The organism is Mycobacterium sp. IEC1808, from assembly GCF_002101935.1.
Classification (GTDB): Bacteria; Actinomycetota; Actinomycetes; order Mycobacteriales; family Mycobacteriaceae; genus Mycobacterium.
This window is the reverse complement of sequence record NZ_LQPV01000065.1, coordinates 46,935-64,384: the sequence shown is the minus strand read 5'-3', so window position 1 is coordinate 64,384 and position 17,450 is coordinate 46,935. Positions and strand designations below refer to the sequence as shown.

General features: G+C 69.7%; 21 protein-coding genes. 16 read left to right on the top strand and 5 right to left on the bottom strand.

Translation table 11 applies throughout. The features are described 5' to 3' along the window. The first annotated feature begins 10 nt into the window (after positions 1-10). Genes pcaH through AWB92_RS25340 form a run of 3 tightly spaced genes read left to right on the top strand, consistent with a single transcriptional unit; the run spans position 11 to position 2,497 of the window. Positions 11-763: a protocatechuate 3,4-dioxygenase subunit beta gene (gene pcaH, locus AWB92_RS25350; protein ID WP_085190586.1), complete on the top strand. Its 753-nt coding sequence runs from the start codon at positions 11-13 to the stop codon at positions 761-763. Continuing rightward, positions 756-1,274: a protocatechuate 3,4-dioxygenase subunit alpha gene (gene pcaG, locus AWB92_RS25345; RefSeq protein ID WP_085190584.1), complete on the top strand. Its 519-nt coding sequence runs from the start codon at positions 756-758 to the stop codon at positions 1,272-1,274. The genes pcaH and pcaG overlap by 8 nt, the downstream gene beginning before the upstream one ends. After that, positions 1,271-2,497, top strand: a complete 1,227-nt coding sequence (locus AWB92_RS25340) for a lyase family protein (protein WP_085190582.1) — start codon at positions 1,271-1,273, stop codon at positions 2,495-2,497. The genes pcaG and AWB92_RS25340 overlap by 4 nt, the downstream gene beginning before the upstream one ends. Here the strand turns inward: AWB92_RS25340 and AWB92_RS25335 are convergent. Further along, positions 2,484-3,131: a TetR/AcrR family transcriptional regulator gene (locus AWB92_RS25335; RefSeq protein ID WP_085190580.1), complete on the bottom strand. Its 648-nt coding sequence runs from the start codon at positions 3,129-3,131 to the stop codon at positions 2,484-2,486. The genes AWB92_RS25340 and AWB92_RS25335 overlap by 14 nt on opposite strands. 209 nt (positions 3,132-3,340) lie before the next feature. Here AWB92_RS25335 and AWB92_RS25330 point away from each other — a divergent pair, with 209 nt between their 5' ends. Together AWB92_RS25330 and AWB92_RS25325 are read left to right on the top strand one after the other, a co-directional pair. Next, complete coding sequence (locus AWB92_RS25330; protein WP_085190578.1) at positions 3,341-4,030, top strand: polysaccharide deacetylase family protein; 690 nt, start codon at positions 3,341-3,343, stop codon at positions 4,028-4,030. Between the two features lie 100 nt (positions 4,031-4,130). Continuing rightward, a complete protein-coding gene (locus AWB92_RS25325; RefSeq protein WP_085190576.1) occupies positions 4,131-4,412 on the top strand; it encodes a DUF1876 domain-containing protein in 282 nt (93 codons plus the stop codon). A gap of 28 nt (positions 4,413-4,440) precedes the next feature. Here AWB92_RS25325 and AWB92_RS25320 read toward each other — a convergent pair whose 3' ends face one another. Then, positions 4,441-6,279, bottom strand: coding sequence for a long-chain fatty acid--CoA ligase (locus tag AWB92_RS25320; RefSeq protein WP_085190574.1), 1,839 nt, complete (start codon positions 6,277-6,279; stop codon positions 4,441-4,443). A gap of 114 nt (positions 6,280-6,393) precedes the next feature. On the opposite strand from AWB92_RS25320, the gene AWB92_RS25315 reads away from it, so the two are divergent. Further along, a complete protein-coding gene (locus AWB92_RS25315; RefSeq protein WP_085190572.1) occupies positions 6,394-6,876 on the top strand; it encodes a flavodoxin family protein in 483 nt (160 codons plus the stop codon). Positions 6,877-6,892: 16 nt separating this feature from the next. Here AWB92_RS25315 and AWB92_RS25310 read toward each other — a convergent pair whose 3' ends face one another. Next, a complete protein-coding gene (locus AWB92_RS25310) occupies positions 6,893-7,165 on the bottom strand; it encodes a hypothetical protein (RefSeq protein WP_068183114.1) in 273 nt (90 codons plus the stop codon). 175 nt (positions 7,166-7,340) lie between these two features. Here AWB92_RS25310 and AWB92_RS25305 point away from each other — a divergent pair, with 175 nt between their 5' ends. Together AWB92_RS25305 and AWB92_RS25300 are read left to right on the top strand one after the other, a co-directional pair. Further along, complete coding sequence (locus AWB92_RS25305) at positions 7,341-8,591, top strand: hypothetical protein (RefSeq protein WP_085190570.1); 1,251 nt, start codon at positions 7,341-7,343, stop codon at positions 8,589-8,591. Between the two features lie 9 nt (positions 8,592-8,600). Next, on the top strand, positions 8,601-10,007 hold the full coding sequence (locus AWB92_RS25300) for a wax ester/triacylglycerol synthase family O-acyltransferase (RefSeq protein WP_085190568.1): 1,407 nt from the start codon (positions 8,601-8,603) through the stop codon (positions 10,005-10,007). Here AWB92_RS25300 and AWB92_RS25295 read toward each other — a convergent pair. Next, a complete protein-coding gene (locus AWB92_RS25295) occupies positions 10,004-10,234 on the bottom strand; it encodes a hypothetical protein (RefSeq protein ID WP_068101635.1) in 231 nt (76 codons plus the stop codon). The genes AWB92_RS25300 and AWB92_RS25295 overlap by 4 nt on opposite strands. Before the next feature lie 187 nt (positions 10,235-10,421). On the opposite strand from AWB92_RS25295, the gene AWB92_RS25290 reads away from it, so the two are divergent. From AWB92_RS25290 to AWB92_RS25275, 4 genes are all read left to right on the top strand, one after another. Continuing rightward, positions 10,422-11,030, top strand: coding sequence for an SRPBCC family protein (locus AWB92_RS25290; RefSeq protein ID WP_085190566.1), 609 nt, complete (start codon positions 10,422-10,424; stop codon positions 11,028-11,030). Positions 11,031-11,065: 35 nt separating this feature from the next. After that, positions 11,066-12,217 (top strand): site-2 protease family protein, encoded by a 1,152-nt coding sequence (locus AWB92_RS25285; protein ID WP_085190564.1) that lies wholly within the window; start codon positions 11,066-11,068, stop codon positions 12,215-12,217. 24 nt (positions 12,218-12,241) lie between these two features. Continuing rightward, complete coding sequence (locus AWB92_RS25280) at positions 12,242-13,033, top strand: universal stress protein (RefSeq protein ID WP_085190561.1); 792 nt, start codon at positions 12,242-12,244, stop codon at positions 13,031-13,033. A gap of 136 nt (positions 13,034-13,169) precedes the next feature. Next, complete coding sequence (locus tag AWB92_RS25275) at positions 13,170-13,853, top strand: GAF and ANTAR domain-containing protein (protein ID WP_142282307.1); 684 nt, start codon at positions 13,170-13,172, stop codon at positions 13,851-13,853. On the opposite strand, the gene AWB92_RS25270 is transcribed toward AWB92_RS25275, so the two are convergent. Then, complete coding sequence (locus AWB92_RS25270) at positions 13,850-14,740, bottom strand: universal stress protein (RefSeq protein WP_085190557.1); 891 nt, start codon at positions 14,738-14,740, stop codon at positions 13,850-13,852. The genes AWB92_RS25275 and AWB92_RS25270 overlap by 4 nt on opposite strands. A gap of 233 nt (positions 14,741-14,973) precedes the next feature. Here AWB92_RS25270 and AWB92_RS25265 point away from each other — a divergent pair, with 233 nt between their 5' ends. From AWB92_RS25265 to AWB92_RS25250, 4 genes are read left to right on the top strand one after another with little or no spacing between them, the layout of a single operon-like run. Next, positions 14,974-15,648: a helix-turn-helix domain-containing protein gene (locus AWB92_RS25265; protein ID WP_241523572.1), complete on the top strand. Its 675-nt coding sequence runs from the start codon at positions 14,974-14,976 to the stop codon at positions 15,646-15,648. After that, entirely contained in the window at positions 15,645-16,070 is a 426-nt protein-coding gene (locus AWB92_RS25260) for a hypothetical protein (protein WP_085190553.1), read from the top strand. The genes AWB92_RS25265 and AWB92_RS25260 overlap by 4 nt, the downstream gene beginning before the upstream one ends. A gap of 31 nt (positions 16,071-16,101) precedes the next feature. Further along, positions 16,102-16,446 (top strand): cupin domain-containing protein, encoded by a 345-nt coding sequence (locus AWB92_RS25255; protein WP_068183082.1) that lies wholly within the window; start codon positions 16,102-16,104, stop codon positions 16,444-16,446. A gap of 4 nt (positions 16,447-16,450) precedes the next feature. Beyond that, the gene (locus AWB92_RS25250; protein ID WP_085190551.1) at positions 16,451-17,392 is read left to right on the top strand and encodes a nitronate monooxygenase; all 942 of its coding nucleotides are present in this window, start codon (positions 16,451-16,453) and stop codon (positions 17,390-17,392) included. The last annotated feature ends 58 nt before the right edge of the window (positions 17,393-17,450 follow it).

The following is a 17,450-nucleotide window of genomic DNA, read 5'->3' as shown; positions in this document are numbered from 1 at the left end:
CTCACGGCTCATGAGCGCCGAGGATGTCGCGTCCCAGGACGACATCACGGCGGAGATGGCCGCGATCGCGCGCACCGGCGGGCTCGGGGATCCGACCCGGCCGCGGCTCGACTATCCGCCCTATCGCAGCACCGCCCTGCGCCATCCGAAGCGCCCCGCGCTGACCGTCGACCCCGAGGAGCTGGAGCGCCACGCGCCGTGCTTCGGCGGCCGCGACGTTGACCCTCGTGACGCCGACCTGACGGCCGGCCATTCCGGTGAGCCGATCGGGGAGCGGATCGTCGTGGCGGGGCGGGTGCTCGACGACGCCGGCCGCCCGGTGGCGGGCCAGCTGATCGAGATCTGGCAAGCCAACGCCGCGGGCCGCTACTGCCACCCGGTCGACCAGCACCCGGCCCCGCTGGATCCGAACTTCGTCGGCGCCGGCCGTTGCCTCACCGGACCCGACGGGTCGTACCGCTTCCTGACCATCAAGCCCGGCCCCTACCCGTGGCGCAACCACCGCAACGCCTGGCGCCCGGCGCACATCCACTTCTCGGTATTCGGAACGGCTTTCACGCAACGCCTGGTCACCCAGATGTACTTCCCGGGCGATCCGCTGTTCGACCTGGACCCGATCTTCCAGTCGATCCCCGATCCCGCCGCCCGGGCGCGGCTGATCGCCCGCTACGACCACGACCTCACTCAGCCCGAGTACGCCACCGGCTACCGCTGGGACATCGTGCTCTGCGGCGCCCGCCGGACTTGGACCGGCGATGGCTGAATTCGCCTGCACCCCAGGGCAAACCGTCGGGCCCTTCCTTGGGCTGGGCTTGCCGTATCCCGGTGACAGCCAGCTGGTCGGCGACGGACATCCGCAGGCGGTCCGGTTGCACGGCACAGTCTACGACGGCGCCGGGCAAGCGGTGCCGGACGCGCTGGTCGAACTGTGGCAGGCCGACGGCGCCGGCCGCATCCCGCGGCTGGCCGGTTCCCTGCGGCGCGACGAAACATCGTTCACCGGATGGGGACGGTGCGCGACCGACGCCGCGGGCCGTTACTCGTTCACCACCGTGACACCCGGCCCGGCCGCACCCGGGCGGGCTCCGTTCTTCGCGCTCGCCGTCTTCGCGCGGGGCCTGCTGGATCGACTGTTCACCCGCGCCTACCTGCCGCGCGGCAATGCGGCGGTGGCGGGCCTGGTATGTGTCCCCGAAACCGGCTGCGCGGGATACCGTTTCGACATCCACCTGCAGGGTCCTGACGAGACCGTGTTCCTGGAGTACCGGCGATGACCAACCTGCTGTGGCCCGGCGACCAGCGGGCGGGGACGCACATGACGGACGCCGCGCTGCTGGAGGCGATGGTCACGGTGGAATCCGCCTGGCTGGGAGCGCTGACCGCCGCCGGCCTGGTGCCCGGCGAATGCGCCGGAGCCGACCTGGCGGCCCTGCTGCGGGACGGCGACGGCGAGTCGCTCGCGGCCGGAGCCGAGGGCGGCGGCAACCCGGTCATCGGCCTGGTCGACCTGCTGCGCGGGCGGGCCGCCCCGGCCATCGCGCCGTGGATCCACCGCGGCCTCACCAGCCAGGACGTTCTCGACACCGCCCTGATGCTGGGCGTGCGCGCCGCCGCCGACACCCTGACATCCGAACTCACGCAGCAGGTTTCGACGCTGTCGGACCTCGCCGCGGCGCACCGGGGCACGCCCATGGTGGCCCGCACCCTCACCCAGCACGCGGCGCCCACCACGTTCGGCGCCAAGGCGGCGCGCTGGCTGGACGGGGTCGTCGACGCCCACGAGCGGATCGCCGGGCTGATCACCCCCATTCAGGTCGGCGGCGCCGCCGGAACGCGGGCCGCGACCACGGAACTGGCCACGCTGATCGGGGGCGCTGCGGACCCGTCGGCGGTCTCCGATCGCCTGGCGCAAAGCGTTGCAACGTCTTTGGGGCTGAGCGACCGGTCACCATGGCACACGACGCGAACGCCGGTCACCGCGGCGGGGGACGCCTTCGTCGGATGCACCGACGCCTGGGGCCGCATCGCCTCGGACGTCGTCACCCTGGCCCGCCCGGAGATCGGCGAACTCGGCGAGCCGGCGGGCGAAAACCGCGGCGGGTCGTCGTCGATGCCGCACAAGCGCAACCCGGTGCTGTCCATCCTGATCCGGCGGGCCGCCGTCACGGCGCCGCAGTTGGCCTCGACGCTGCACACCGCCGCCGCGCTGGCCAACGACGAACGGCCCGACGGCCCCTGGCACGCCGAATGGGACACCCTGCGCACGCTGACCCGACGGACCGTGGTCGCGGGTTCGCAGTGCGGCGAACTGCTGGCCGGGCTTCAGGTGCATTCCGCACGGATGGCCGAAAACCTGCGCCTGGCAGACGTTTACGGCGAGCAGCGCACGATCGCGGAGCTGGCGGGCAAGGCCCCGTCGGCAACCTACTTCGGTGCCCCCGACCGCCTGATCGACCAGAGCCTGGACCGCGCCGCGCGGATCCTCAAAAACCGCTAGAGGCCAACGCCTCGGCGTCGGCCTTGTAGATGCTGGCCATCCAGATGTGCACCAGCATGTCGATCACGCGGTCCTCGGGTATCGCCGGCTCCTCGGCGGTGAACGTCGCGGCCATCACCCGCTCGCTCAACATGTTCAGCGCGACGGCCAGATCCTCGGCCGGGTAAGTATCGGGGGCGGCGCCGCGCCGACGCTCGGCCTTGATCGCCGCCGTGGTGTGCGAGATCCACTTCTGCATGAGCGTCGACCACAGCTGCCGGACCTCGGGGTTGGTGGCCTTCGCCGCGGCGCCCGCCACGGCGACCGCCCGATGCGAGCCCGACACCTCGAAGAACGCCTCGATGCGCGCCCGCCACAGCGCCGCGGGATCGCCGAACAGCTTGCCGCCCAACGCCGTAAGCGCCGCGTGCGCCTTACCGTTCATCTGGTCCAACAGCGACAGCAACACGGCGTTCTTCGACTGGAAATAAAAGTAGAAAGTGGGACGGGAAATGCCCGCGCCCTTCGCCAGATCATCGACCGAGAAGTCGGCCAGCGGCCGCTCCTGCAGGAGGCGCTCCGCGGTGGCCAGGATGGCTTGCTCGCGGTCGTCGCCCGAATGATGCGACGGACGGCGGCCGCGGGAGGCGTGCATCTACTCGGCCTGCGCGAGGTCGTCCACGAAAGTTACTTTATGGCCGCGTCGATATAAGTCAACGAATTGTTGATTACAACCAACAATATTGTCGATTAATATCGACGGTTTTTTTATCGACCAATTTGCTGAATGGTCGGCAGCCCGTCGAAAACTGTTTCACGCCCGTGCCGTGATTGCGCCGATCCCCGCGGGGTACCACTGGCTGCATGCCCTACATCGATCGGCGTGCGCTGCTGTGCGCCATCGCCGGAGGCGTGCTGGCCGCCATGACGCGCCCTCCGGTGGCCGCCGCGGGGGTGCTCACCCGGGCGCCCGGCGAGGACACCCGCATCGTGCTCACCGTCGACGACGGTGCCAGCAGCCCGGTGGTGGCCGCGTTCGCGCAATTCGCCCGGGACAGCGGAACCCGACTCACCTTTTTCGTCAACGGGGCCAATCCGTCCTGGTCGGACAATGCCGCGGCGCTTCGGCCCCTGCTGGATTCCGGTCAGGTTCAAATGGCCAACCACACGTGGTCGCACCCCAACCTCAATCGCATGGCGCTCACCGCCGTCGACGACCAGATCAGGCGCAACGCCGACTTCCTTCGGAACACCTACGGTACGGACGGCACACCGTTTTTCCGGCCGCCTTTCGGGGCGCACAACGCCGACGTCGACCGGGTGGCCGCCGACCAGGGCTACACCTCGATCACCCTGTGGAGCGGCGACGTCGGCGACTCCGCGCCGGAGAACGAGGCCAGCCTGGTGGCGCGCGCGACGAAGTCGTTCCAGCCGGGGCAGATCGTGCTGATGCACGCCAACCTGCCCACCATCACGCACTGCTACGGCCAACTGCTGGACCTCATCCACAGCCGCAACCTGCAGACCGCCACCCTCCGAGAGGTGTTCGCCTGACCGCGAATGCGCGCAGTGGTGACTTTCGCCCCTACTTCGCGGCATCCGCCGGTGGTCGCATCGAGGTGGGCTAATACCCGGCAAGACAAGGAGACTGGCGATGACCGGCAACGCTGACGGCACCAAGACCTGCCAAATCGACCTGGTGGTCGAGGAGCACGAAGAGCGCACTCGCGCCAAGGCGCGGCTGGCCTGGGCGGGCAGGAAGTTCGTCGGCGTGGGTCTGGCGCGGCTGGATCCCGCCGACCGGCCGGTCGCCCAGATCGGCGACGAACTGGCGATCGCCCGCGCGCTGTCCGATCTGTCGAATCAGCTGTTGGCCTTGACCTCAACCGATATCCAGGCCAGCACCCACGAACGCGTCACGGGTCTACACCGCTGACGCGCGACCGGAGAAGGGCAGCGCGGCGCTATCCGTAGAGAGCCGAGATGTCGTCCGCGGCCTTGCCGACGACCACCTTGCGGCGCAGCTTCATGCTGGGCGTCAGGTCGCCGGATTCGATGGACAGTTCGCGGTCCAGGATCGTGAATTTCTTGATCTGCTCCCAGCGATTCAGCTCCGCGTTGAGCTGGTCGATGTATCCGGCGATCAGTTCCCGGGTGCGCTCGTCGCGGGCGATCTCGGCGAAGGACTTGCCGGCCATGCCATGCTTTTCGGCCCAGTCCGTGATCGCCTCGCCGTCGAGGCTGACCAGCGCCACGCAGTAGGGCTTGGCCTCCCCGATGACCAGCAGCTCACCCGCGTACGGGCAGAGGCCCTTGAATCGCACCTCGATGGCCGCCGGCGCCACGTACTTGCCCTGCGACGTCTTGAACATGTCCTTCTTGCGGTCGGTGATGCGCAGGTAGCCGTCGGCGTCGATCTCGCCGATGTCGCCGGTGCGGAACCAGCCGTCTTCGTCCAGTGCCTCGGCGGTGGCCTCGGGCAGATCGTGATACGACGTCATCACCCCCGGGCCCCGCAGCATGATCTCGCCGTCGTCGGCGATATTCACCTCGGTGGCGGGGAACGGCCAGCCGACCGTCCCGAAGCGATAAGCGTTGGGGCGGTTGATGAATGACGCGGCGGAGGTCTCGGTGAGCCCATAGCCCTCGAGCACGGTGATGCCGACGGCGTCGAACCACTGCGCGACGTTGCGGTCCAGCGCGGCGGCGGCGGAGACGAAGAACCGCACCCGCCCGCCGAAGCGCTCCCGGATCGTGGAGAACACCAGCCGGTCCGCCACCCGGTAGGCGAGCGACGCCGCCAGCGAAGGCTTTTCGCCGGCCTGCCTGGCCGCGGACACCTTCAGGCCCACCCGGATCGACCAGTCGAAGATCCGCTTCTTCAGGCCGCCCTCCTCGGCGATCATCTGCTCGATGCGGGCGTGTGCCTTCTCGAAGATCCGCGGCGCGGCGCCCATGACGGTCGGGTGCAGCACCGCCAGGTTGTCGACGATCTTCTCGACGCGCCCGTCTATCGCGGTCGGGAAGCCGATCAACAGCGGGAGCGCCAGCATCACCTTGCCGAACGAGTGCGCCAAGGGCAGCCACAGGAAGTTGAGGTCGTCGGGGCCGAGCACGCCCAGCGAGTCGATGGCCGCGGCGGTGTAGGTCCAGGCGCCGTGGGTCAGCCGCACCCCCTTCGGCCGCCCGGTGGTTCCGGAGGTGTAGATGAGGCTGGCCAGCTGGTCCGGCCCGACGGCGGCGACCCGCTCCTCGACCGCGTGGGGCGAGTCGGCGAGAAGTTGCTTGCCGCGCTGTTCGAGCTCGCCCAGGGTGATGACCCAGTCGCCGTCGCCGTTGCCGTCGACGATCACCACCTGGGTCACGTCGGGCAGCTCGGCGCGGTGCTCGACGAGTTTGTCGACCTGCGCCTGGTTTTCGGCGACCACCACCCGGCTTCCCGAGTTGGCCACGATGTAGGCGACGTCGGCGGCGATGGTCGTCGGGTACACCGTCGTCGTCGCGGCGCCGGCGCACAAGACGCCGAAATCGACGAGCACCCACTCGTATCGCGTCGCCGATGCCAGCGCCACCCGGTCCTCCGGCTGGATGCCCAAGGCGATCAGGCCGGCGGCGATGCGCTGCACCCGCTCGCCGACCTGCCGCCAGGTCACACGCTCCCAGCCGCCGTTCTGCGGATACCGGAACGCTTCGGTGTCCGGAGTGGCGGCGACGCGCTCGACGAACATCCGTGCCACCGACGGCGCCCGGTTCTCGATCTTGGAGAGGTCGGGCTTTTCCAGTGCGGCGAGTGTTGCTGTCATGTCTTCGATCCATTGGTGACGGGCTTAAAAACCTCACTGTTCTGCGGCTCTTCGGCGGGGGATAGGGGAGAAAGTCCCTTACCCGCCGCGGTGCCCTACGCGCAGCATTGAGCCATGAAGTCGCTTATCGTCTGCGTTTCGAAGTCGCACGGCAACACCCGTCGGGTTGCCGATCGGATGGCAGAGGTCCTTGGCGCCGAGGTCGTCGAACCCGAATCGGTGGACCCCGAGAAGCTCTGCGAATACGACCTCGTCGGCTTCGGGTCCGGCATCTACTACATGAGCGTGGACGCCAGGCTGCGGGCGTTGATCCGCCGACTGCCGCGCGTTCGCGGATCGCGCGCCTTCACGTTCTTCACCAGCGGCGCGAGCGAGATCCCGTTGCTGGACTACAACAAGCCGGTTCGAAACCAGTTGGCGGCCAAGGGCTTCGAGGTACTCGATGCGTTCTCCTGCCGCGGGTTCGACACCATGGGGCCGTTCGGATTCATCGGCGGCATCAACCGCGGACGCCCCAACGACCACGACCTCGACCGGGCCGCGGCCTTCGCCGCGCACCTGCGCGAGCGCGTCGCGGGCTCGCCGGCCGCCTCGTGATCGCCGCGGGCGAAGGCTATTTGCTCATCGCCTCGCCGGCGCTACGCACCACGCTGCGGAAGAACTCCATCCGCGCGGCCACCAAGTCGTCGGCCAGGTTGAGGGCCGCGTCGACGACTGCTTTGCGTCGGGACTGCTCGGGCAACACGGGTCCCACCTCGTCGACGAACTTGCGGACGGCCTCGATCGCCTGCTTACGGCCGGCCTCGACCGACTCGAGCACCTCGTCGGACAATTCCGCCCAGCGGGGCTCGGATTTTTTCGGTTTCTTTTCCGATGCCTTTGCCATTTCAAGCTCCTTGAACTCGGCGCTTCGGCATGCTGCCGACGCCCTGACGTTACGGCCGGCGGGTCAACCCGACGAGTGGCTAAAGTCCTCACCCGGGTCATCCCGGGACTTCCGCGACCGCGACCGGGCCGTAAGTCCCTAACGCGCCGATTCGGGCGGGTGTTAGCGTGCCGCCATGTCAGAAGCCGCCGGCGACGACGGTCAGCGACCGGGTGATCCGCGCTGGAATCCGCCCCTGATCGGCGGGCTGGGCAACGCCGTCCGCCCGTTCATGCACACCGGCCTCTACCTCACCGAATCGTGGCGCGACTACCTCGACAAGGAGGAGGGCGGGCTGCCGATCGCGCGCCCCACCCTGGCGCTGGCGCTGCAGGCTTTTCGCGACGAGGTGGTCCTGCTAGGCCTGAAGGCGCGACGGCCGGTGAGCGAACCCCGGGCGTTCGACCGCATCAGCCGGGAAGTGGTCGCGGCGCTGAACTTCTACGGCGAGCGCGGATGGCTCGATCACCCGAAGAGATTCTTCGGTGCGCCGCCGCCGCTTTCGGACGTCACCGTCCAACAGGTCAAGGGGCGCAAACGCACCCTGTATCGCCTGTCTTTCGACAGCGGATACCTGCCTCGGCCCGGCGAGCCGGGCGGCCAACGGTGGATGGGCTACACCGCGAACAGGCGCGAGTACGCGCTGTTGCTGCGTCATCCCGAACCGCGACCCTGGCTGGTGTGCGTGCACGGAACCGAGATGGGCCGGGCCCCATTGGATCTCGCGTTATTCCGAGCCTGGAAGCTGCACGACGAACTCGGTCTCAACGTCGTCATGCCGGTGCTGCCGATGCACGGCCCACGGGCCCGCGGGCTGCCGAAGGGCGTGGTGTTCCCCGGCGAGGACATCCTTGACGACGTGCATGCGACGGGTCACGCCGTGTGGGACATCCGCAGGCTGTTGTCCTGGATCCGGTTGCAGGAGCCCGACTCGCTGATCGGGTTGAACAGCCTTTCGCTCGGCGGCTACATCGCGTCGCTGGTCGCCAGCCTCGAAAAGGGCCTCACCTGCGCCATCCTCGGCGTCCCGGTGGCCGACCTGGTGCAGCTGCTGGGGCGCCACTCCGGCCTGAGCAAAGGCGACCCGCGCCGGCGCACGATGGAGTTGGCCGAACCCCTCGGCCGGATGACGTCGCCGCTGTCGCTCGAACCGCTGGTGCCGATGCCGGGCCGCTTCATCTATGCCGGTGTCGCCGACCGGGTTGTGCACCCGCGCGAGCAGGTGGTCCGCCTCTGGGAGCATTGGGGTAAACCCGAAATCGTCTGGTACCCAGGCGGTCACACCGGATTCTTCCGGTCGCGGCCGGTACAGAAATTCGTGTGGGACGCGCTGCGGCAATCGGGGCTCCTCGACGCGCCGTCGACCCAGCGCGACCGCCCCGCCTAGGCGGCCGAGATGGCTCCCATGGATCCGCTTGACGTGGCGATGATGGCCGCGGAGCTGGTGGCCAGCCCGATGCATGTCGGTGCGGCGCTGATCCTGTCGCCGCCGGAGGACGCCGGCCCGGACTTCGTCGACGAGCTGTATCGCGACGCGCTCGCGGGCGGCCATCCGATCGACCCGAGGCTGCGCAGGTACCCGCACAGCGGCGTGGACACCGGCGGCGTGTGGGTGTGGCGGGACATGCGTGACGTCGACGTCAGCCACCATTGCCGGCGCCACACCGTGTCCGGGGGCCGGGACGAGTTCTGGCGGCTCATCGGCGAACTGGACGCGGAGCGCCTCGACCGCTCCCGACCGATGTGGATGTCGTATCTGATCGACGGCCTCGACGGCGGCCGATTCGCGTTCTACATCAAGGTCCACCACGCCGTCATCGACGGCGTGGCCGGCTTCCGGATGATCGCCGACGCGCTGAGCCCGGACCCGCAGTGCCGGTCGATGCCGCCGTTCTACGCCGACCGCCGTCCCGCGGCGCCGCAGTCGGAACGGGGCGGGCTGGCGTGGCGTCTCGTCGCGCCGCTGCGATCGCTGCTCGGCGCGGCGACGTCCAGCGTCGGGCTGATCGGGCGGTCCGCCACGGGCGAGCTGTCGACCGTGCTCGACAGCCTGGTCGGCCACACGACCGTGCTGCCTTTCGGGGCGCCCTACACGCGGTTCAACGGCCACCTCGGACACGAACGTGCCGTCGCGGCCGCCAGCTGGCCGAGAGAGCGCATCCAGGCGGTGCAGCGGGCAGCCGGGGTCACCGGCAACGACGTGGTGACCGCGCTGGTGGCCGGCGCGGTGCGCCGCTGGATGCTCGAGCGTGGCGAGCTGCCGGAGCGGTCACTGGTGGCGGCGTGCCCGATCACGGTGCGCGCTCGCGAGCGTGACGAGGGAAATGACCAGCACGGCAACATGTTCGGTCTGTGGCTGTGCCCGTTGGGCACCGACGTGGACGATCCCGCCGCGCGGCTGGACCTGATCCACCGATCGATGTCGGAAGGAAAGCAGTGGGTGGCCAAGCGCGGATCGGCGGCATCGCTGCTGACCGCCGCGGGAAGCATCGCCGCGACGGTGATTTTCCCGCTGCTGCCGTTCACGCCGAAGCTGCGGACCGGATACAACCTGCCCATCTCGCACGTGCCCGGCCCGCGCAGCGAAATGTATTGGAACGGCGCGCGTCTGGAGGAGATCTATCCGGTGTCCACCGTCTACGACGGGATGGCGCTTAATGTGACGACGTGTTCTTACGCCGACCGCATCGGATTCGGTTACGCCGCCGGTGCCGATGTGGTGCCCGACATCGAGAAGCTGATCCCGCTCACCGAGGAGTGCCTGGCCGAGCTCGAAGCCGCCGTGGGTGCGCGCAGCGGCTAGCCGCGCGCCCCGCCGCTCACGCGGGCCATGATGCGATCCAGCACGGTCTTCGCGAGATCACCGTCGTCGGCCACGCGGGGCAGACCGCGCCGCCGCAGGAACGTGTCCAGGCGCCGGTCGGGCGACCAGTCGGCATAGATGGGACCCAGGTAGCGCGAGCGCAAGAATTCACCCGCGAGGGCGTCAACGTCGGAATCGGACAATAACAACGGCGGGCTACCACCCATAACCGTCAGTCTCCTTTGTTCAGCCGCAACCGCCGCAGCCAAGTTACGTCAGACGAAGTCATTATTTCGTCACGCGCCGATACCGGATAGGGCCCAAAGTCCCGAGCCGGCGACGAGGGCACATCGGCACTGCCGCGGGGACCATCGACCCTGGCGGGCGGTTCGACCGCCCGCCCACACTGGCGCCATGGGCAACGCGACCAGGCGGATCACTGAGACGGCGGCGCTGCTCGCGATGCTGTACGGCGCGCGACGCTATTACCGCGATTGGGGCGCCACCAAGGCGGAGTGCCGGATGCTGCTGCCCGGTGACGCGTTGGTGGCCGACCCGGCGATCCAGACCACCGAGGCGGTGTACATCGACGCGCCGGTGGCGGCGGTGTGGCCCGCGCTAATGCGGCTGGCCGATGGCCGGCGCGAGCCCGATTCGGCGCCGTCGGCGAAACACCTTGCGGCAGGGGACGTCTTGCGCCTGGCCCCCGACGGCTGGCCGGGGCTGCCCGACGGGGTGACGTTCACCGTCGCCGAGATCGTGCCCGAGAGGTACATCGTGCTCAATGCCACGCGGGAAGACCTGCGCTGGAATGCGGTGTGGTCCTTCCACATCCAGCCGCACTGGGAAGACCGGGTGCGGCTGCTGACCCGCGCCCGGCTGGCCCTGCGCCATCCCGGCGAAGTGTTCGCCATGGAATTGGCCAGACCGGTGCTCGCGCTGGGCACCCGGGGTTTGTTGCTCCGCATCAAGCACCGGGTCGAACGGCCGCTCATGACGGCGCCGGCAGGAGCCGGGCGCTGAAACAATCTGTCCGCCCGCGACTTTGGAGGGTGTAGATGCGCGACGCGATCCCGCTGGGCAGGGTCGCCGGGTTTCCGGTGAACGTGAACTGGAGCGTGCTGGTCATCCTGTGGCTGTTCACCTGGAGCCTGGCGAGCACGCTGCCCGGCACCGCCAAGGGGTATTCGGCCCCGGTCTATTGGCTCGCCGGAGCGTGCGGCGCGCTGGTGCTGCTGGCATCGCTGTTGGCCCACGAGCTCGCGCATGCCGTGGTCGCCCGCCGGGCCGGGGTGGCCGTGGAGAGCGTCACGCTGTGGCTGTTCGGCGGGGTGACCAACCTCGGCGGTGAGGCGAAGACGCCCAAGGCGGCCTTCCGGATCGCGATCGCGGGCCCGACCACCAGCCTGGCCTTGGCGGCGGCATTCGGCGGGCTGGTCGCGGCGCTGCGCGCCCTGCATGCCGCGCCCGTCGTCGTCGGCGTCGCCTCGTGGCTGGCCGGCATCAACCTGCTGCTGGGCCTGTTCAACCTGTTGCCCGGCGCACCGCTCGACGGCGGCCGCGTGCTGCGCGCCTACCTGTGGCGGCGCCATGGCGACATCGTGCGCGCCGGCATCGGCGCGGCGCATGCGGGACGGGCGGTCGCGTTCGTCCTGATCGGTTTGGGCCTGGCCGAATTCGTCGCGGGGGGCGTGGTCGGCGGCGTCTGGCTGGCCTTCATCGGCTGGTTCATCTTCGCCGCGAGTCGCGAGGAAGAGGCCCGGATTACGACGCGGCAGCTCTTCGCCGGGGTGAGCGTCTCCGACGCGATGACCGCGCACCCGCACACCGCGCCCGCCTGGCTCACGGTCGAGGATTTCATCCAGCGCTACGTCCTGGGCGACCGTCATTCGGCGTACCCCGTCGCCGATCCGGACGGATCGATCGTGGGACTGGTAACGCTGACCCAGCTGCGCGACGTCGCGCCGGACGCGCGGGGCAGCACCCGGGTGGCCGACATCGCGCTGCCGCTGGACGCGGTGCCCACCGCCGGGCCGCGGGAGCCGCTGACCGCGCTGCTCGAGCGGATGGCGCCGACCGGTCCTCGCAGCCGCGCCCTGGTGCTCGACGGCGGCGAGGTGGTCGGCATCGTCACGCCGAGCGACCTCACCCGGCTGATGGACGTCTACCGGCTCGCCCACCGTGGGCCGGCCGTGACGTCTCCCGTCTAGCGGCCGAAAGGTGTTGGGAGCATTGTGAAACCGATCATCGTGGGGATCGACGGCTCGCCGGCGGCGATCGCGGCCGCGCTGTGGGGCGTCGACGAGGCCATCAGCCGCCACGTGCCGCTGCGCCTCGTCGCGGTCATGAAGCCGACGCATCTATCCCCGGGCGACTACGCCCGTGACCTCACCCATGCCGAGAAGTCGCTTCGGGCGGCCCGATCGGCGATCGAGGCCAGCGGAAAACCCGTCGCCGTCGAAACCGAAATCGGTCGCGGGTCGGCCGGCGCGCTGCTGGTCGAGGCGTCCTCCGATGCCGAGATGATCTGCGTCGGGTCCACTGGAATCGGGCGCTACGCCCGCTCCATCCTGGGTTCGACGGCAACCGAACTTGCCGAGAAGGCGCACTGCCCGGTTGCGATCCTGCGTACGGATGTCGACCAGCCACCGCCGGACATCAACTGGATCGTGGTCCGGATGACCGACGCGCCCGACAACGATGTCGTCGTGAAACACGCCGTGGGAGAGGCGAAATTGCGTCGGGCGCCCATGCTCGTCCTGGGTGGACGACCGGAGGACCTCACCGACCACGCCGACTGCCGGTTCCAACACCGGGTGCAGGACTGGCGCCAGCGTCACCCCGAGGTGCGCGTCTACCCGATCACCACCAGGGAAGCCATCGCCGGTTTCCTGGCCTCCCACGACGAGCGAGTCCTGCTCGCGGTCATCAGCGGCGCCGAGGCCGGCCAGTTGGCGCGGCTGGTCGGGCCGCACGGGCACCCGCTTTTCCACCATCCCGAAAGCTCGGTGCTCGTGGTCCGCTAGCGCCGGCGCCCAAGAAGTGACGTTTGGCTCTTATCGGCCGGTGATCGCGACGGGAATGATCTGGGGCTTGAACGGTGACCGTACTTCCCGGGTTTGGGCATCGATCGCGTCGCTCGCCGCGCGCGACGGATCCCCGATGTCTTCCGGACACGCGTGTCTGGCTTGCGTAGAGGCGGTCGGTGCCAGCGCCGCCGGTCTGATTCTGACGAGCGACAACTGGACGTTAAAGCCCGCGTATGTCACGGATTCGCGAGCCGGCGAGGCCGAAGAGTTGCAGGTGACCCTGGGACAGGGGCCGGGGATCGATGCGCTGGCGCGCGGCAGGCCGATCCTCGTAAGCGATCTGGCCGCGCCGCATAGCAGCCGCCGCTGGCCGACCTTCGCGGCGGAAGCGGGTCGGCTCGGGATACGGGCGATGTACAGCCTTCCGCTGGCGTTGGGCGCCATCGAGGTTGGGGTGCTCGACCTCTTCGGCGACACCACGGGCCACCTCGACCAGGGCCGGTTGATGGACGCGTTGATCTATGCCGACACCGCGCTGCTGCTGGTGGTCGACGCCGAATGTGGCATTCCGCCACCGGAAGCGCAGCACGCCAACGGCCCCGGTCCGGTTCTCTGGCACGCCGAGATTCACCAAGCCGCCGGACTGCTTTCCGAACAACTCGCCGTTTCACCGCTGCAGGCGTTGGTGCGGATGCGCGCGTATGCCTACCAGCACTACAAGCCGCTCACCGACGTCGCGCGCTCGGTGGTGGAAGGGCGGCTGCGGTTCCGCGCCGAGAACGCGCACCTCGTGGGGAACCACGGTCCCGGCAACTAAGCCAGGGCGTCCCGCGCCACGATCACCGGCGCCCGCGCCATCTGGGCGACGGCTTCCCCGACGGATCCCACCAGCATTCCGGCGAAACCGCCGCGGCCCCGGCTGCCGACCACCACCAGCTGCGCCCCCGCGGACTGCGCGACGAGCTGGCGCGCCGGCTGCGCCTGCACGACGGCACGGGTCACCCTCACGTCGGGGTACTGCTCCTGCCAGCCCGCCAACCGCTCGGCCAATACCTCTTCGGCCGCCGATTGCGTTGCGGGCCAATCAATTTCGGGCCACTCCGATCGGTCGAGATCGCTCCACGCGTGCAGGGCCGTCAAGTCCGCGTCACGGCGGGAGGCCTCGTCGAAGGCGATCGCGGTGGCAGGCTCGGATGCCGGTGAGCCGTCGATGCCGAGCAACACCGGGCCCTGGCCGGCGCCCGGCGTCCTCGGGTCCTCGTGGATGATCGCGACCGGGCAGTGCGCGTGACGCAGCAGCGCCGAGCTGACCGAGCCCAGCAGCCGGCCGGGCCAGCGGCCGCTGCCCTGCGCCCCCGTAACCAGCAGGTCCGCCTCCTTGGACAAGTCGATCAGCGTGGGAACCGCTCCCGAGGAAAGGATTTCGGTATTGATGGCGGCCGGGCCGCCGCGCCGCGAGGACGCTTCGACCACCTTGAGCGCCTCGTCGACCAGCCGGCGGCCGTGCTCCTGCTGCCAGCGCAGCACGCCGGCGGGCACGGGCGTCCTCAGCCACGTCGTGACCTCGGGGGAAACGGCGTGCACGAGGGTCAGCGGAACGTTGCGCAGCTCGGCGTCGCGCGCCGCCCACTGCACCGCCGCCCTGGCTGCCGGCGAGTCGTCGATTCCGACGACGATTCCCAAACGTGCGTTCTGCGATGACATCCCAGTCCTCGATTCGTCGGCGTGGCCGTTCACGCTGACCGTATCGGGGGCGGGTGTGCTTCAGCAGGGGCGTTTGTCACCAAACCGTTTTCACAAGAATTATTGTGTAAACTCGGGCGGGTGACGGGCGACCTGCCCGCGCGGCTCGCCCCCGACCTGGCCGATAATGGGGCCCGCGATGTCGACACATCGCTGGTCGCCGCCCAGCCCAGGGCCGACGAGACCAAAGGAGCGTGAGCGGCATTACGTCAGTGGGAGAAAACACCGGACGCCGCCGCCGCGAGGTGCTGCGGCTATTGCGGTCGTCGCCCGATCCGCTGAGCATCGTTGCGATCGCCGAACAGCTTGGCGTGCACCCGAATACCGTGCGCTTCCACCTCGACAGCCTGCTCGCGGCCAGCCAGGTGGAGCAGGTGGAGCACGACCGCAAGGGCCCCGGGCGCCCGCCGCTGATGTTCCAGGCGGTGCGGCAGATGGATCGCGGCGGGACGCGCCACTACCGCATGCTGGCCGAAGTTCTGACCGAGGCGCTGGCCGCCGAGCGGAATCCGCGCGCAAAGGCGGTTGCCGCGGGCCGGGCCTGGGGACGGAACCTGGAATCACGCGCCAAGGCGCCGAAGGCCCGGGGCGCCGACGAAGCCCTCGACCGGCTGGTCGGGGTCCTCGACGACCTCGGCTTCGCCCCGGAGCGCCGGACGTCCGACGGCGAGCAACTGGTGGGCCTGCGGCACTGCCCATTCCTGGAACTGGCCGAAACCCGTGGCGCGGTCGTGTGCCCCATCCATCTCGGCCTGATGCAGGGAGCCCTGGAGGCGTGGGGGGCGCCGGTTTCGGTCGATCGCCTCGACGCGTTCGTCGAACCGGATCTGTGCCTGGCCCACGTCTCGCCGGCCGGCCCGGCCCGGTGAGCACCGGATCCGCGGTCGCCGTCGCCATCACCTTCGTCTGGCTCGGCATGGTGCTGGCCATCTCGTTCCTCGAAGCCCCGCTGAAGTTCCACGCGCCCAACGTGACGCTGCAGATCGGCCTCGGCATCGGGCGCCTAGTCTTTCGCGCGCTCAACACCGTCGAGGTCGCCTTCGCGCTCGTCATCGTCGCGATCGTGGTGTCGGGCCCGACGCCCGCGCGGATCACCGCGGCGTTCGCCGTCGCCGTCGCCGCCCTGGCGATCCAGTTGATCGCGGTGCGCCCGGCGCTGACCCGCCGCTCAGATGCGGTGCTCGCCGGATCGGAAGGTCCGCGGTCCCGCGCCCACTACGGCTACATCGGCCTGGAGGCGGTCAAGGCCGTGGCCCTGCTGGTGGCGGGGATACTGCTATTGACCGCCTGATTGCGGGCTTGCACGACCGAAGGAGACGACTATGGAATCCATCTCGTTGACTGGCCTGGCCTCCGAAAAGCTGGCCGAGGCAGGGCGGTCGCACAGCGGACGCGCCGCGCACACCATCCACGGCGGTCACACCCACGAGCTTCGGCAGACCGTGCTCGCCCTGCTTGCCGACCACGACCTTTCGGAACACGACAGCCCCGGCGAGGCGACGCTGCAGGTGTTGCAGGGCCACGTCCGCCTGACGACCGGCGGCGACGCCTGGGAAGGCAAGGCCGGCGACTACGTCGCGATCCCGGCGGAGCGGCACGCCCTGCACGCCGTCGAGGATTCGGTGGTTATGCTGACCGTGCTGAAGAGCCAGCCCGGGGCGCACTAACCGGATGCTATCCACGCCCTGGTCAAGGAGTTTCGGGCTGCGGGTGCCGATCGTCAACGCCCCGATGGGTGGGGTCGCCGGTGGCCGGTTGGCCGCCGCGGTCACCACGGCCGGTGGGCTGGGCATGGTCGGCATGGGCAGCGACGGCAGCCGGGAAGCGCTGCAAGCCCAGTTGCCGCACGTTCGCGGGAGATTCGGAATTGGCTTGGTGGACTGGGTGATTCGGACCCAGCAGGGGCTGCTCGAGGACGCGCTGGCCGCCGGGCCCGCCCTGTTGTCGGTCAGTTTCGGCACCGACTGGTCGTGGGTCGCCAAGGCACACGACTTCGGAATCCCCACCGTCACACAGGTTTACGACGGGTTGGGCGCCCGCCGGGCCGTCGACGCCGGCGTCGACATCCTGGTCGCGCGGGGGTCCGAGGGCGGCGGGCACGGCGAGGTCAAACTCGCCACGCTGCCGTTGCTCGACGACGTGTTGGATGCCGTCACGGTGCCCGTCCTCGCGGGCGGTGGCGTCGCCTCGGCGCGCAGCCTGGCCGCGGTGCTGGCGGCCGGTGCGAGCGGGGCGTGGGTGGGCACCCGGCTCGCGGCGTGCCCGGAGGCGCTCACCGGTGACGGCAGCCGGCGCGCGCTGATCGCCGCCCGGGCTACCGACACGGCCGTCACCCGGGCATTCGACGTCGCCCGGGGGTTGCCCTGGCCGGCGAAGTTTCCCTCACGCGTGTTGGCCAACGACTTCGTCGCGCGCTGGACGGGCCACGAGGACGCACTCGATGTGTCGGCGTGCGACGAACTGGCCGCGGCCGTCGCCGCCGACGATCGCCGCGTCGCGCCCGTCGATGCCGGCGAGGGCGTCGGGATGATCCGCGACGACGCGACGGTGGGCGAGGTCATCGCGCAGATGTGCGCGGGTGCGGAGAAGCTGCTCACCGCGTGGGGGCGTTAGCGCGACGCTCGGGCGTCACGCTGGCGTGACGCTCGACGGTCGCAGCCACGCTAGCGTG

Coding starts and splice junctions, on each gene's coding strand:
- pcaH (WP_085190586.1), top strand. CDS start 11: ATGAGCGCCGAGGATGTCGCGTCCCAGGACGACATCACGGCGGAGATG.
- pcaG (WP_085190584.1), top strand. CDS start 756: ATGGCTGAATTCGCCTGCACCCCAGGGCAAACCGTCGGGCCCTTCCTT.
- AWB92_RS25340 (WP_085190582.1), top strand. CDS start 1,271: ATGACCAACCTGCTGTGGCCCGGCGACCAGCGGGCGGGGACGCACATG.
- AWB92_RS25335 (WP_085190580.1), bottom strand. CDS start 3,131: ATGCACGCCTCCCGCGGCCGCCGTCCGTCGCATCATTCGGGCGACGAC.
- AWB92_RS25330 (WP_085190578.1), top strand. CDS start 3,341: ATGCCCTACATCGATCGGCGTGCGCTGCTGTGCGCCATCGCCGGAGGC.
- AWB92_RS25325 (WP_085190576.1), top strand. CDS start 4,131: ATGACCGGCAACGCTGACGGCACCAAGACCTGCCAAATCGACCTGGTG.
- AWB92_RS25320 (WP_085190574.1), bottom strand. CDS start 6,279: ATGACAGCAACACTCGCCGCACTGGAAAAGCCCGACCTCTCCAAGATC.
- AWB92_RS25315 (WP_085190572.1), top strand. CDS start 6,394: ATGAAGTCGCTTATCGTCTGCGTTTCGAAGTCGCACGGCAACACCCGT.
- AWB92_RS25310 (WP_068183114.1), bottom strand. CDS start 7,165: ATGGCAAAGGCATCGGAAAAGAAACCGAAAAAATCCGAGCCCCGCTGG.
- AWB92_RS25305 (WP_085190570.1), top strand. CDS start 7,341: ATGTCAGAAGCCGCCGGCGACGACGGTCAGCGACCGGGTGATCCGCGC.
- AWB92_RS25300 (WP_085190568.1), top strand. CDS start 8,601: ATGGCTCCCATGGATCCGCTTGACGTGGCGATGATGGCCGCGGAGCTG.
- AWB92_RS25295 (WP_068101635.1), bottom strand. CDS start 10,234: ATGGGTGGTAGCCCGCCGTTGTTATTGTCCGATTCCGACGTTGACGCC.
- AWB92_RS25290 (WP_085190566.1), top strand. CDS start 10,422: ATGGGCAACGCGACCAGGCGGATCACTGAGACGGCGGCGCTGCTCGCG.
- AWB92_RS25285 (WP_085190564.1), top strand. CDS start 11,066: ATGCGCGACGCGATCCCGCTGGGCAGGGTCGCCGGGTTTCCGGTGAAC.
- AWB92_RS25275 (WP_142282307.1), top strand. CDS start 13,170: ATGTCTTCCGGACACGCGTGTCTGGCTTGCGTAGAGGCGGTCGGTGCC.
- AWB92_RS25270 (WP_085190557.1), bottom strand. CDS start 14,740: ATGTCATCGCAGAACGCACGTTTGGGAATCGTCGTCGGAATCGACGAC.
- AWB92_RS25255 (WP_068183082.1), top strand. CDS start 16,102: ATGGAATCCATCTCGTTGACTGGCCTGGCCTCCGAAAAGCTGGCCGAG.
- AWB92_RS25250 (WP_085190551.1), top strand. CDS start 16,451: ATGCTATCCACGCCCTGGTCAAGGAGTTTCGGGCTGCGGGTGCCGATC.